This window comes from Streptomyces fumanus, assembly GCF_014655295.1.
Lineage (GTDB): Bacteria > Actinomycetota > Actinomycetes > Streptomycetales > Streptomycetaceae > Streptomyces > Streptomyces fumanus.
In genome coordinates, this window is sequence record NZ_BNBI01000004.1 from 318985 (window position 1) to 333280 (window position 14296).

The 14296-nt window shown below is 72.7% G+C and carries 12 protein-coding genes; 10 read left to right on the forward strand and 2 right to left on the reverse strand.

What is annotated here, in order from left to right:
• Nucleotides 1–6 precede the first annotated feature (6 nt).
• From IE316_RS35435 to IE316_RS10940, 8 genes are all read left to right on the forward strand, one after another.
• Nucleotides 7–822, forward strand: a complete 816-nt coding sequence (locus IE316_RS35435; protein ID WP_229910323.1) for a class I SAM-dependent methyltransferase — start codon at nt 7–9, stop codon at nt 820–822.
• Nucleotides 819–4151 (forward strand): non-ribosomal peptide synthetase, encoded by a 3333-nt coding sequence (locus IE316_RS10910; protein WP_229910324.1) that lies wholly within the window; start codon nt 819–821, stop codon nt 4149–4151. The genes IE316_RS35435 and IE316_RS10910 overlap by 4 nt, the downstream gene beginning before the upstream one ends.
• A complete protein-coding gene (locus IE316_RS10915) occupies nt 4148–5902 on the forward strand; it encodes a non-ribosomal peptide synthetase (RefSeq protein WP_190204013.1) in 1755 nt (584 codons plus the stop codon). Before IE316_RS10910 ends, IE316_RS10915 begins: the two co-directional genes overlap by 4 nt.
• Nucleotides 5899–8184 (forward strand): M20/M25/M40 family metallo-hydrolase, encoded by a 2286-nt coding sequence (locus IE316_RS10920; RefSeq protein ID WP_190204014.1) that lies wholly within the window; start codon nt 5899–5901, stop codon nt 8182–8184. Before IE316_RS10915 ends, IE316_RS10920 begins: the two co-directional genes overlap by 4 nt.
• Before the next feature lie 150 nt (nt 8185–8334).
• The gene (locus tag IE316_RS10925) at nt 8335–10137 is read left to right on the forward strand and encodes a chitinase (RefSeq protein WP_190204015.1); all 1803 of its coding nucleotides are present in this window, start codon (nt 8335–8337) and stop codon (nt 10135–10137) included.
• Nucleotides 10138–10275: 138 nt separating this feature from the next.
• Nucleotides 10276–10602, forward strand: coding sequence for a PadR family transcriptional regulator (locus tag IE316_RS10930; protein ID WP_190204016.1), 327 nt, complete (start codon nt 10276–10278; stop codon nt 10600–10602).
• The gene (locus tag IE316_RS10935; protein ID WP_190204017.1) at nt 10599–10955 is read left to right on the forward strand and encodes a DUF1048 domain-containing protein; all 357 of its coding nucleotides are present in this window, start codon (nt 10599–10601) and stop codon (nt 10953–10955) included. Before IE316_RS10930 ends, IE316_RS10935 begins: the two co-directional genes overlap by 4 nt.
• A 1-nt stretch (nt 10956) precedes the next feature.
• Nucleotides 10957–11283 (forward strand): DUF1048 domain-containing protein, encoded by a 327-nt coding sequence (locus IE316_RS10940; protein WP_190204018.1) that lies wholly within the window; start codon nt 10957–10959, stop codon nt 11281–11283.
• A gap of 27 nt (nt 11284–11310) precedes the next feature.
• Here IE316_RS10940 and IE316_RS10945 read toward each other — a convergent pair whose 3' ends face one another.
• On the reverse strand, nt 11311–11700 hold the full coding sequence (locus tag IE316_RS10945) for a winged helix-turn-helix transcriptional regulator (protein WP_190204019.1): 390 nt from the start codon (nt 11698–11700) through the stop codon (nt 11311–11313).
• 85 nt (nt 11701–11785) lie between these two features.
• On the opposite strand from IE316_RS10945, the gene IE316_RS10950 reads away from it, so the two are divergent.
• The gene (locus IE316_RS10950; protein ID WP_190204020.1) at nt 11786–12682 is read left to right on the forward strand and encodes an NAD(P)-dependent oxidoreductase; all 897 of its coding nucleotides are present in this window, start codon (nt 11786–11788) and stop codon (nt 12680–12682) included.
• Between the two features lie 68 nt (nt 12683–12750).
• Entirely contained in the window at nt 12751–13284 is a 534-nt protein-coding gene (locus IE316_RS10955) for a 2'-5' RNA ligase family protein (protein WP_190204021.1), read from the forward strand.
• Between the two features lie 67 nt (nt 13285–13351).
• On the opposite strand, the gene IE316_RS10960 is transcribed toward IE316_RS10955, so the two are convergent.
• Nucleotides 13352–14242 carry a helix-turn-helix transcriptional regulator gene (locus tag IE316_RS10960; RefSeq protein WP_190204022.1) on the reverse strand — a complete coding sequence of 297 codons (891 nt, stop codon included), beginning with the start codon at nt 14240–14242 and terminating at the stop codon, nt 13352–13354.
• Nucleotides 14243–14296: the final 54 nt, after the last annotated feature.

The window sequence follows — 14296 nt, forward strand, 5'->3', positions numbered from 1 at the left end:
CGCACCATGGCCATCGACCCCAATGTCCAGGAAATCAACCGCACCATGTGGTCGTACGGGGAGTACCGGAAGGTCGCCGACCTGCTGCGCCCCGGCGCGGTCGAACTGATCGAGCGGCTCGCCCCCGGGCCCGGCCTGCGCCATCTCGACGTCGCCACCGGCAACGGCAACGTGGCGCTGCTCTCCGCGCGGCGCGGAGCGACGGTGACCGGGCTCGATCTGACCGACGAGTTCTTCTCCGACGCCCGCGAGCGCTTCGCCCGGGCGGGAGTGGAGGTGGAGCTGCACCGCGGCGACGCCCAGGAACTCCCGTTCGCCGACGCCTCGTTCGACCTGGTGACCTCCACCTACGGGGTGCAGTTCGCGCCCGACCACGCCGCCTCCTCCGGGGAGATGGCCCGGGTGCTGCGCCCCGGCGGCCGGATCGGCATGTGCAACTGGACGGCGCGGAGCTGGACGGCGCACTTCCAGGAGATCCTGTCCGCCTACTTCCCCTCGCCCAACGGCCATCAGGGGCAGCCGATGCTGTGGGGCTCGGCGGACTACCTCGCCGAGCTGTTCGGCCCCTCCTTCACCGTCACCGCCGAACGCAGGGAGCTGTTCTACCCGTTCGCGACCGCCGAGGACCTGGTCGCCTTCTTCGAGAACTGCTTCGGTCCGTGCATCGCCGCGAAGAACACCATCTCCCCGCCGTCGCGCTGGAAGGAGTTGCGCGCCGAGATGGTCGAGATGACCGAGGGCTTCCACACCACCGACGAGCGGGGGACCGGAGTGCCCGTCGAGTACCTGCTCGTCGTCGCGGAGAAGAGGGGGTCCCGGTGACCGGCCTGCCCACGCGCTATCCCGACCTGCCGCTGGCCGAAGGGGCCCGGGAGCGGGCCGTCGCCGCCGCGCTGACCCGCGAGGAGCCCTACCCGCTGGGCGAGGGCGTGCACGCCCACGTCGAACGGCACGCGGCCGCCCGGCCCGACCGCACGGCCATCGAGGACGGCGAGCGGAGCCTCAGTTACGGCGAGCTGGCCGACCGGACGCGGCGGATCGCCGCCCGACTGGCCGCGGCGGGCGTCACGGGCGGGCAGATCGTCGCGGTCGGCGGGCGTCGCGGCGCCGACGTCGTCTGCGCCTTCCTCGCGCTGGAGGTGCTGGGCGCCGTCTACCTGCCCGTCGACGCGAGCTGGCCCGCGGCCCGCGTCGAAGCGCTGCTGAGGGACAGCGGCGCGGTGCTGCTGCTCACCGTCGGCGGCCCCGCCGACAGCGGCGAACTGGTCAAGGGCGCGCAGGCGGCCGGCGTACGCACCACCTCCCCGGCGCCCGCGGACACCCACCGCACCGGCCCGACACCACCGCCCACCGACACCCACCGCACCCGCCCGTCCCCGCCGCCCCCCGACGAGGTGCGCTACGTCCTCTACACCTCGGGATCGACCGGCCGCCCCAAGGCCGCGGTCGTCGAGCACCAGGGAATGCTCAACCACCTGTGGGCCAAGGTCGACGACCTCCGGCTGACCGCCGACGACCGGCTGGCACAGACCGCGCCGCTCAGCTTCGACATCTCCGTCTGGCAGATGCTCGCCCCCCTGCTCGTCGGCGGCCGCGTCCAGATCTTCGGCGACGACCAGGCCCAGGACGGCGCGGCGCTGCTGGAGGCGGTACGCCGCGGCGGCACCACCGTCCTGGAGGCCGTGCCCACCCTGATCCGCTTCCTGCTGGACGCCCAGCAGAGCGCGGGCACCCGCCCCGGGGCGCTGCGCTGGATGATCGCCACCGGCGAGGAACTGCCGCCCGCGCTGGCCCGCCGGTGGCACGAGGCCCTTCCCGGTATCGCGCTGCTCAACGCCTACGGACCCACGGAGTGCTCGGACGACGTCACCCACGCCGTCCTCGGCCCGCCCGGCCCCGGCGTACGCCATCTGCCCATCGGCACGCCCATCGGCAACGCCGCGCTGTACGTCCTGCGCGCCGAGAACGGCCGGTGGCACGCCTGCGAGCACGGGGAGACCGGCGAGCTGTTCGTCGGCGGCCTGGTCGTGGGCCGCGGCTACTTGGGCGACCCGGAGCGGACCGCGCTCGCCTTCTTCGCCGACCCGTTCACGGACGGCGGCGGGCGGCTGTACCGCACCGGCGACGCGGTACGGGTGCGGCCGGACGGCCAGGTGGAGTATCTGGGCCGGGTCGACCGGCAGGTCAAGCTCGGCGGCGTCCGCATGGAACTCGCCGAGATCGAGGCGGAACTCGGCGCCCACCCCGCGGTCGCCGCCTGCGCGGTCACCGTACGCGCCGACGGCGACGAGGGCGCGCTGGTGGCCCGCGAGAGCGCGCACGCCCCGGCGGCGGGCCACCAGCGGCTGGTCGCGTACGTCACCACCCCCGGCCAGGAGGTGGCGGAGGAGGCGCTGCGCGCCCATCTGGCCGAGCGGCTGCCCGCCCCGATGGTGCCGCACACGTTCGTGGTCCTACCGGGACTGCCGCTCACCCGCAACGGCAAGACCGACTACCGGGCCCTGCCCGCACCGCCGCGCCGCCGCCGCCCCGACACCCGTCCCTTCAGTGCGCCGCGGACCGAGGGCGAGGCCGCGATCGCCGCGCTCGTCGCCGAACTGCTGGGCTGCGGGCCGGTCGGCCGCGACGACTCGTTCCTGGCGCTGGGCGGCGACTCGCTGCAGGCCATGCGGCTGGTGGCACGGTTGCGGGAGACGGGAGCGACGGTGAGCCTGCGCGAGGTGCTGCGCGACGGCAGCCCCGCCGCGCTCGCCGCACTCGGCGCCCGGGTCCCGCCCGCCGGGGACGGCACCGCCGTCGCGCACACGGGCGACGCCCCGCGCACCCGCCCGCTCACTCCGCAGCAGGCCGGCGTCTACTTCCACTGGCGACTGGACCCGCACAGCCCCTACTACAGCTACCAGGGCTCCCTGGAGCTGACCGGTCCGCTGGACGTGCCCCGGCTGGCGGCCGCCTGGCGGCTGCTGCTGGCCGAGAACCCGCTGCTGCTCGCCCGGTTCGCCGAACCGGACGAGACGCAGGGCGACGAGGTGGTGCACCACTTCCCGCACTGGGACGTGCCGCTGCCGGAGCGGCCACGGGAGATCACGGCGGACGCGTACCGGAAGCTGGCGGCCGAGGAAGCCGCCCGCCCCTTCGACCTGCTGTCCGAGCCGGCGCTGCGCGCCGGGCTGTTCCAACTGCCGGACGGACAGCACCGCCTGCTGGTCACCATGCACGAACTCCTGCTCGACGGCTGGGGCGCCACCGTCCTGTTCCAACGGCTGGCCGAGCTGTACGAGCGGCGGCCGGCCGCCCCCGACCCCGAGCGCGCCACCCGCTACGACCGCTACCTCGACCACCTCGACCGGGTACTGGCCGCCGAGGAGACCGCCGAGGCGGGCCGGTACTGGCGGCGGCAGCTCGCGGGCGACCTGCCGGTGCTCCAGATCGCGCAGAAGCCGCGCCCGGCCGCGCCCACCTACCGGGGCGCGATCACCGAGGCGGTGCTGGACGAGACCCTGACCCGACGGCTGCACGAGACCGCGCTGTCCGCCTCCGCGACCCCGTTCGTCCCGCTGCTGGCCGCGTACGCGCTGACCCTCGGCTACTACGGCGACGCCGACGAGGTCGTCGTCGGGGCGCCGATGGCGGGCCGGGAGCGGCCGGAGACCGCCGAGGTACCGGCCTTCATGCTCGCGATGCTGCCGCTGCGGCTGCGCATCGACCCGGCCGCGACGCTCGCCGAGTTCACCGCCCTGGTCCGCGACACCGTGTACGACGCGTACGCCGCCGCCGACCACCCCTTCGTCTGGACGCTGCGTCAGCTCCCCGCCGCCGCCCGGAGCTCGGCGGCGACCCCCGTCTTCCAGACGATGCTCAACATGCTGCCGTACCCGGCCCGCGCGACCACCGCCGCCGGTGTCGGCTTCCGCTTCGTCGAACTGGACACCGGCTACACCAAGTACGACTGCGCGCTCTACGTCCAGCCGCACGGCCCCGACCGGCTCCTGCTCCAGTACGCCTACCAGCAGGAACTCCTCGACGAACCGGTCGCGCGCAACGTCCTCGAATCCACGGTGATCGCGCTGGAGGCCCTCACCGACCCGCGGCGCGCCGCGCACACTGCCATCCGATCCCTCGACCTGCTGCCCGGAGGCGGACCGTCATGACCACCCCGACCCTGCTGAAACGCTTCGCCGCGCAGGTGGCGGCCCGCCCCGAGGCCGTCGCCCTGCGCCACACCGGCACCACGCTCACCTACCGCGAGCTCGACGAGTGGAGCGGCCGGCTGGCCGCCCAGCTCGCCGCCAAGGGCACCCGCCCCGGCTCGCTGGTCGCGCTCGCCGCCCAGCGCGGACCCGCCGCGGTCGCCGGGGTGCTCGCCGTGCTGAAGACCGGCGCGGCCTACCTCGGGCTGGACCCGGCCATCCCCGTACGGCGCCAGCGCCGCATGGTGGAGGAGACGGGACCGGGGGCGGTGCTGGCCGAGCCGGGGCTCGACCAGTTCCCCACGCTGGACGCGCCCCGCGTCCGGCTGGCCCCGCTCGCCGACGGCCCCGTGCACGACGGGCCCGAGCAGGAGCCGGACGACGACGCGCTGTTCCACATCGTCTACACCTCCGGCACCACCGGGAACCCCAAGGGCGTACGGATCAGCCACCGTTCCGTCCGCGGCCGGCTGGAGTGGATGTGGGCGGACCACCCGTTCCCCGAGAACGCGGTGCTGGCGGTGCAGAAGTCGCTCGCCCTCGTCGCCTCGCCCTGGGAACTGCTCGGCGGCCTGCTCCAGGGCGTCCCGTCCGTCGTGCTCAGCACCGAGGAACTCCTCGACCCGGTGCTGTTCGCCGCCGCGGTCGCCGAGGAGCGGATCACCCACCTCTACCTCACCCCGCACCTGATCGACGGACTGCTGGAGGAGAGCGCCAGGCTCCCCGGCTCCCACCAGCCGGTGCTGGTCACCAGCGGCGCCGACAGCCTGCCCGTGCGGACCGTCCACCGCTTCCGGGAGGTCTGGCCCGACGCCACGCTCCTCAACCTGTACGGCATGACCGAGACCGCCTCCAACGTCGCCGCGTACGACACGGCCGCCCTGCCCGCGGACGCCGGACGCGTACCGGTCGGCCACGCGGTGGCGGGCGCGTCGCTCTCGGTCCGCGACCGGCACGGCCGCCGGCTGCCGCCCGGTGTCACCGGCGAGGTGTGGGTCAGCGGGCCGCCGCTCGCCCTCGGCTACCTCGGCGGCGACGGCGAGGACCGCTTCACCGTCGACGACCGGGGCGTACGCCACTACCGGACGGGCGACCGGGGCCGTCACCTCCCGGACGGGGCACTGGAGATCACCGGCCGCGCCGACAACCAGATCAAGGTGCGCGGCTACCGGGTGGAGCTGGAGGAGATCGAGTCCACCCTCCGCAAGGCACCCGGCGTCACCGACGCCGGGGCGTATGCGGAGGGCGAGGACGGCGAGCCGCGCATCGTCGCCTGCGTCACGGCCGAGGAAGAGGTGAGCACCGCGGCCCTGCGCGGATATCTGCGCGACCGGCTGCCCGACTACATGCTGCCGGCCCGCCTCCAGCAGGTGCCGCGGCTTCCCCTGGGCCCCAACGGCAAGCTGCACCGCGCCGGGCTGCGCACGCTCGTCGCGGACATCGGACCGGAGCGGACCGCGGGCTTCACGCCGTCCGACGCCACCGAGGCCGCCGTCGCGGCCCTCTGGGAGGAACTGCTGGGCGCTCCCCCCACCGACGCGGACCAGAACTTCTTCGACGCCGGGGGCCACTCGCTGCTCGCCGTCCGGTTCGCCAACCGGCTGGCGAAGACCGCCGGCCGGCGCGTCCCCCTGCGCCGCATCCTCGCCGCGCCCACCGTCGGCGCGATCGCCGCACTCTGCCGCGAGGCCCAGAAGGAGGCACGGGCATGAGCACTTCCTGGCTGAGAATCCGCGACGAGGAGACGAACGGCGGCCGGGCCGGCACGCTGGCGGTCTGCTTCGCACCCACCGGCGCGCACGGCTCCACCTTCGCGAGCTGGCACGGGCAACTGCCCGACGGCATGGCTCTGGCGCTGGTCACCCCGCCCGGTAGGGGCACCCGGGTGGACGAGGAGCCGGTCGTCGACATGGCCGGGTACGCGGACGCGGTGGCCGCCGAGCTGCGGGAGCGCGCGGCGGGCCGGCGACTGGTGCTGATCGGGGTGAGCCTCGGTGCGCTGCTGGCGTTCGAGGTCTGCCGCCGCCTGGCGGCGACCGGGCTGCCGGTGGCGCGGCTGTGCGTGGTGGCCGGGCAGTCACCGAGTGACTTCACCGGACCGGGCGGCGAAGTGACCCTCCAGGACGCCCGCGCCTTCGCGACCGGGACCGGGCTGACCGACCCCGAACTGCTGGCCGACCCCGAGTTCGAGGAGGTGCTGCTCCCGCCCGTGCAGGCCGATCTGACCCTGGCCGCCCACTACGACGGCCGGGGGAGCACCCCCGTCCATGTCCCGCTGCGCGCGGTGTGGGCCCTCGACGATCCGCATGTGCCGGAGGCCGCCGTCCGGCGGTGGCGCGAGTGGACCACCGCGGACTGCACGGTGCTGTCCGTACCGGGCGGCCACTACGCCCACCAGGAGAATCCGGCAGCGGTCCTGTCCGCCTGCCTGGACGGCCTCTCCGGCACCGCCGGTCCGTCCCGGCGGGCCGTGCTCGGCGGCGGCGCGGCGGTCGTCTCGGGCACCGTGCTCGCCCTCGGTGCGACGACGGCCGCCGCGCCGAAGGCCGCAGCCGCACAGCCGACGGCGGCCCCGGCCGCGGGCGACGCCTTCGACGGCGACCCCACCGATCCGGTGCGGCTCGCCGTCGCGATGATCCGGCAGAACACGAGCAACCCCGGGGACGGGGCGATCACTCTGCCGTACGCGCGGATGCTGGAGGAGATCTTCCGCACGGCCGGGGTCGCCACGGAGATCGTGCCCACCCCCAAGGAGGGCAACGTCCACTTCTTCGCCCGCGTCCCCGCCGACGGCGGCTCGGCGCGCGCGAAGCCCCTGGTCCTGCTCGGCCACTCGGACGTGGTCCCCGCGACGGGGGACACCTGGACCCGGGAGCCCTTCGCCGGGGAGATCGCGGACGGCAGGCTGTACGGCCGGGGCGCCCTCGACATGAAGGGGGTCAACGCCGCCTTCGTCGCCGCCCTGTTGCGCCATGTGCGGCAGGGCACGCGCTTCGACCGGGACATCGTCTTCTGGTCCGACTGCGACGAGGAGCAGGGGCCGTACGGCGTCCGCTGGTTCCTCACCGAACACCCGGACAAGGTGACGGCCGGAGCGGTCCTCACCGAGGGCGGCTGGGTGCTCGACCAGCGGGACGGCAGAACGCCCATGATCGCCGCGCTCACCTGCAACGACAAGCGCTCTTTGCTGCTGCGGCTGGAAGCGTCCTCGTACGCCACCCACACCTCCAAGCCGTTCGGCGGACAGGCCCTGATCCGGCTGGGGGAGGTGCTGGAAGAGCTCGGAAGCTGGCGGGCCGCCATCCGCCCGAACGCGCTGTCCCGGACGTACTTCGCCGAGCTGGCCCAGGCGACCGCGGACCCGGCCCTGGCCGCCGCCGTACGGGAGATGCTCGACGCCCGCACCGAGGAGCGGCGGAACCGGGCCGGCCATGAGGTGGTACGGCTCAGCGACACGCCCGAGCTGCACAACGCGCTGCTCCGCACCACCTTGGCGTTCACCTCGGCCAAGGCCGGCTACTACCCGAGCATCGTGCCCGGCACGGCGACGGCGGAGTTCCGGGCGGCGTTCCTGCCCGGCGGCGACGATCCCGGGCGGATCGTCGCCGAACTGCGCGCCCTGATCGGCAACCGGGCCACGCTGACGGTGGTCGGCAACCCCGGGGAGAGCGAGGAGCAGGCGCTCGACCGGCTGCGCGGCTATCTGGCGGTTCCGGACTCCAGCTACGACACGGACGTCTTCCGCGCCTGGCAGGAGGCCGTGCGGCGGACCCACCCCGGGGTGCGGGCCACGGCCGGCCAGTTCGAGGCGGTGACCAGCGCGGTGCCGTTCCGCGAGCAGAACGTGCCGGTCTACGGCATGTACCCGTTCACCGTGACCCGGGACATGCTCAAGCGGATGCACGGCACGGACGAGTACATCGGCGTCGAGGCCCTGCGGCAGGGCACGGAGACGGTCTACCAGCTCCTGGCGGGGCTGCGCGCCGGAGCCTGAGCCACGCGGTTCCGGTGCGGGGGCGGCGTACACCCCCGCACCGGAACCGCGGCCCCGTCGCGTCGAGTCCCGTACAGAGGTCTTGACCACTCGATTGGTCTGGACCATGCTGTGGCGCGCTCCACTCCATCCTCACCCCCGGAGGCAGTCGTGGACCGCTCCAGACCTCTCACCCTGCTGCTGGCGGGCGCGCTCGCCGTCGGCGGGCTCACCGCGCTCGCACCGACCGCCCACGCCGCCGACTCCGAACTCGCCCGCAACGGCGGCTTCGAGGCCGGCCTGGACGGGTGGAGCTGTACGGCGGGCAGCGGTGCCGCCGTCACCACCCCCGTGCGCAGCGGCACCAGGGCGCTGCAGGCCACACCGGCCGGCGGCGACAACGCCAAGTGCTCCCAGACCGTCACCGTGCGGCCCAACGCCACCTACACACTGAGCGGCTGGGTCCGCGGCAGCTACGTGTACCTCGGCGTCACCGGCACCGGCACCACCGACGGGTACGACTGGACCCAGTCCGCCCCCGACTGGCAGAAGCTCACCAAGACCTTCACCACCGGCGCCAGCACCACCTCGGTCACGATCTACACCCATGGCTGGTACGGCACCCCCGCCTACCAGGCCGACGACCTCTCCCTCCTCGGACCCGGCGGCGACCCGGTCCAGATCCCCGCCGCCCCCACGGGCCTCACCGCCGGCACCCCGACCGCCACCTCGGTGCCGCTCAGTTGGCCCGCCGTCGCAGGAGCGACCTCGTACAAGGTCTACCGGGACGGCAGCCCGGTCGGCACCGCGACCGGCACCTCGTACACCGCCACCGGGCTCAGCCCGAGCACCGCGTACTCCTTCCAGGTCTCGGCGGTCAACAGCGCGGGCGAGTCCGCGAAGTCCGCGGCTGTCACCGCCACCACGGCTGCCAAAGGCGGCGAGGGAAGCGGCGAGCTGCCCGCCCGCGCCCTCGTCGGCTACCTCCACGCCAGCTTCGCCAACGGCTCCGGCTACACCCGCATGGCCGACGTACCCGACTCCTGGGACGTCATCAACCTCGCCTTCGGTGAGCCCACCTCGGTGACCTCGGGCGACATCCGCTTCGGCCTCTGCCCGGCCACCGAGTGCCCCGGCGTGGAGTCACCCGCCGAGTTCAAGGCCGCCATCAAGGCCAAGCAGGCCGCCGGCAAGAAGGTCCTCATCTCCATCGGCGGCCAGAACGGACAGGTGCAGCTCACCACCCCGGCCGCCCGCGACACCTTCGTCTCCTCCGTCTCGAAGATCATCGACGAGTACGGGCTGGACGGCCTCGACATCGACTTCGAGGGCCACTCGCTCTCGCTCCAGACCGGCGACACCGACTTCCGCAACCCCACCACCCCGGTCGTCGTCCACCTCATCCAGGCGATCAAGACCCTCAAGGCGAAGTACGGATCGAAGTTCGTCCTGACGATGGCCCCGGAGACCTTCTTCGTCCAGCTCGGCTACCAGTTCTACGGCTCCGGCCCCTGGGGCGGCCAGGACCCGCGCGCCGGCGCCTACCTGCCGGTCATCCACGCGCTGCGCGACGACCTCACCCTGCTCCACGTCCAGGACTACAACTCCGGCCCCATCATGGGCCTGGACAACCAGTACCACTCGATGGGCGGCGCCGACTTCCACATCGCCATGACCGACATGCTGCTCACCGGCTTCCCGGTCGCCGGCAACGCCGAGCGCTTCTTCCCCGGCCTCCGCCCCGACCAGGTGGCCATCGGCCTGCCCGCCTCCACCCAGGCGGGCAACGGACACACCAGCCCCGCCGAGGTGAACAAGGCCCTGGACTGCCTCACCAAGAAGCGGAACTGCGGCTCCTACCAGACCCACGGCACCTGGTCGTCCCTGCGCGGCCTGATGACCTGGTCGATCAACTGGGACCGCTTCAACAACTGGGAGTTCAGCCGGAACTTCGACGCCTACACCTGGAACTGACGGCCCACCCGGCGAGGTGACGGCGCGGCCCGTCACCTCGCCGGTGTCCACCGGAGACGTTCCCATCCCGCTACTCAGTGATACTGTGTACTGGTATTCGGTACCACGTAGTACCGGCAGGGCTGAGGAGCACCCGCGATGGACGACCTGACGGAGATGCTGAAGGGCACGCTCGAAGGATGCGTGCTCGAAATCATCGGCAGCGAGGAAACCTACGGGTACGCCATCACTCGCCGGCTGAACGAGCTCGGCTTCGCCGACGTCGTCGAGGGGACGGTGTACACGATCTTGCTGCGGCTGGAGAGGAACGGGCTCGTCCAGGTGACGAAACGTCCGTCCGGGGTGGGTCCGCCGCGCAAGTTCTACGCGCTCAACGACGCCGGGCGCGAGGAACTCGCGAGGTTCTGGGCGAAATGGCAGTACCTCTCATCACGCATCGACAGGCTCAAGGAGGGCGGGAGATGAACTTCTGGGAGAAGATCACAGGCAGCGATCTCACCAGGGAGTGGCAGGCGTTCGGAGCCCGGGTCGAGGCTCTGCCGGACGACTACCGGGAGGCGTGGGACCAGATCGTCGCCCACCTCTTCCCGTACGGGGACTTCACCGGCCGCAACCTGACACCGATCCTCGACTCCGCCCTGGGGCTGCTGGAAGTGTCGGCAGCGGACGGGCAGAGCGTCCACGAGGTGCTCGGCGACGACATTCAGGGCTTCTGTGCGGCGCTGGCCGGCGGAGCTGGGGCCCGGACGTACCGCGACCGGTGGCGCGAGCAGTTGAACAGGAACGTCGCACGGAAACTGAGCAGGCTGGGAGGCTGACGTGAGCATCCAGGACATCATCGAAGGCAAGAAGCAGTGGCGGGCGCACACTGCCCGGGTCAAGGCGCTCCCCCCGGACTACCAGATCGTCTACAAGGAGATGCAGAAGTACCTCTTCAAGGTCGGGCCCGTCAGCCTGTCCGACGGCTCTCTCCTCCCCGGAATCGTCGACTTCTTCGAGGAGGGTGCCGCCGAAGGCAAGGGAGTCCTGGAACTCATCGGCACCGACGTCGCCGCGTTCTGCGACGACCTGATCAAGGACTCTCCCACCTACGCGGACGCCTACCAGGAATCCATCAGCGGGGAACCCGGCGCGAAAAGGCAGTGACAGCCGCGCCCGGTCCCCCCGGGGCGGTCACCCTCCCATGGACGCGGGCACCTCGACCGTCCCGGCCACCTCGACCGTGCGCAGCCCCTCCCGGCGCATCCGATCGGTTCCCCAGGCCCCGAGCGAGCTGAGCGCCTCGTTGAGTGTGCGTCCGTCTTCGGTCAGGGAGTACTCGACGCGAGGCGGTACCTCGGCGTACACCTCGCGGTGCACGAGGCCGTCCTCCTCCATCTCGCGCAGATGCTGGGTGAGCATCTTCTCGCTCACCCCGGGCAGACCGCGGCGCAGTTCGGCGAACCGGCGCACGCCATGGGCCTGCAGTTCCCAGAGGATCAACCCCTTCCACTTGCCGCTGACCACGTCGAGCGCGGCGTCGATCCCGCAGATGTACGGACCCCGCCTGGGCGCCTTCGCCATCCCGCCCACCCCCTTACAGAAAGGTAAGTACCGCAGAAAATAGTAGGTACTTCCGGCCGCGACGGCATTCTCCCAGCATGGAGACGTGAACGAACGACACCAGCACACCAACACCGTCACCGTGATCGGACTCGGCCCGATGGGCCAGGCGATGACCCGCACCCTCCTGGCCGCCGGCCGTTCCGTCACCGTGTGGAACCGCACCGCCCACCGGGCCGACGGGGTCGTCGCCGACGGAGCGACGCGCGCGGCCACGGTCCGCGAAGCGCTCGGAAGCGCCGGCCTCGTGATCCTCAGCCTCACCGACTACCGGGCGATGTACGACCTCCTCGGCAGCGCCACCGACGCGCTCGCCGGCAAGACCCTGGTCAACCTCAGCTCCGACACTCCCGATCGCTCCCGCGAGGCGGCGACCTGGGCGGCCGGCCACGGCGCGGCCTTCCTGACCGGGGGAGTGATGGTCCCCGCGCCGATGGTCGGCACGGAGGCCGCCTACGTCTACTACAGCGGCAGTGCCCAGGAACTGGAACGCCACCGCGAGACGCTGACGCTGCTGGGAACACCGAAGTACCTGGGCGACGACCCGGGGCTCGCCCAGATGATGTACCAAGCCCAGCTCACGGTGTTCCTGACGACCCTGTCCTCCCTCATGCACGCCACCGCGATGCTGAACACCGCGGGCATCAAAGCCCGGGAAGCCCTGCCGGAACTGCTCGTCACCGCCGACTCGATCGGCGACATGCTCAGGGCGGGCGAGGAACACCCCGGCCTCGCGCTGGACGCCGGAGAACACCCCGGTGACCTCAGCACGGTCACCATGATGGGCGCGACCACCGATCACATCGTCGAGACCAGCCGGGCACTGGGCCTCGACCTCGCCCTTCCGCTGGCCGTGCAGTCCCACTACCGGCGCGCGATCGAGGACGGTCACGGCACCGACAACTGGACGCGCATCATCGACAGCATCCGCCACCCGCGCTGACCCCGCGCACCCCAGCACGTCACCTGATACCGGCCGGGGCCGCGCCGCTCCGCAGGTAGACTGCCTCGGTGCGCACGGTCGAGCTCCTGTTGGACGAGGCAGCGGAGCTGGTGGTCCGCGAGGCATGGCGGCGGCTGGCGGACGCGGGGCTGCCCAGTCAGGCACGGCACAGCTCATCGACCAACAGCCCGCACCTGACTCTCGCCACCTGCCCGGAGCTGACCGGTCCGATCCGCTGGGAACTCGCCGAGGTGGCCGCTCTCCTGCCGCTGCCGGTGCGGTGCACCGGTCTGCTCCGCTTCGAGCGGCCCACCTCGGTACTCGCCTGGGGACTGGACCTGGACCCGGCGCTGGACGATCTGCACCGCCGCGTCTGGGAGGCGGTGGCCTCGGACAGCCCACCCGAAACCCTCAACCCGCTGCACCGGCCGGGACGCTGGAAGCCGCACATCACCCTCGGCCGGACCCGGCGGGCCGGCGCCTTCACCGACCGGCGGATCCCGGACCTGCTGCCGGCGCCGCCGCTGTCCTTCCGGATCACCACCCTGCGCAGCTACGACACCCGCACCGGCGCCCTGGAAGTGCTGGAGCCCCGCGCGTGAGCCCGTTCACCTTCCGGTGCGTCCCGCCGTCCCGGCGCCCCGGTGACTCGGCGGCGAGCACGCGGAATCAGTGGGAGAAACGCCCATCGCCGCCGCGCCGCGCCGCGCGGGTGGCGCGCAGCGATGCCAGGAGCCGGAGCCGCTCCGCGTCGGCGCTGCCCGGCTCGGCGGTGAACACCAGCATGACCGGCCCGGGGGCACCGGGCAGCGGATAGGTGTCCCAGTCCAGGACGATGTCGCCCGTCCCGGGGACCCGGAAGGTCTTCGTGCCACTGACCGATCCGCGTACGTCGTGCCGGGCCCACAGCCGCCGGAACGCGGCGCTGCGGATGCTCAGTTCACCGATGATCGCGGTGGCACGGGGGTGGGTGGGGTCGGTGGCGACGGCGGCGCGCATCATGCCGATGTAGTCCAGGGCCTGCCGCTCCCAGTCCGGGCAACCGCGCTGCCCGGTCAGGGTGTCGTCGAACAGCAGCAGAAGCATGTTGAGCCGGTCGGGCGGATAGGCGTCCGGGTCACCGAGCAGCGCCTGCGCCAGCGGGTTCCAGTCGAGCAGGTCGAGATGCCTGCTGAGGACGACCGCCGGGGTGTCCATCACCCGCAGCAGCCGCCGGGTGCTGTCGGGCACCCGCTCCGGGGCGCGGTCGACCCGGGCGAGCATCGGCCGGCGGGCGGCGTGGGCGAGGGTGAACAGGTGCCGGCGTTCCCCGTCGTCGAGGCCGAGCGCGTCGGCCAGCGCGTCCAGGACGTCGTCGGAGGGGCGTACTTCCCGGCCCTGCTCGATCCGCTGGTAGTAGTCGGTGCTCAGCCCGGCCAGCAGGGCCAGCTCCTCGCGCCGCAGACCGGTGACCTTGCGCCGGCCGCCCGGCTCCAGGCCGACGTCGTGCGGACGCAGCCGGCCGCGCCGGGCGCGCAGGAAGTCACCGAGCTCACGAGCGTACGGACGAGAGGTGCTCATGCGGTCAGTGTGCCGCCTCGCCGGGCGCCGAAGGTAGGTCCCGGGGACCTAGGC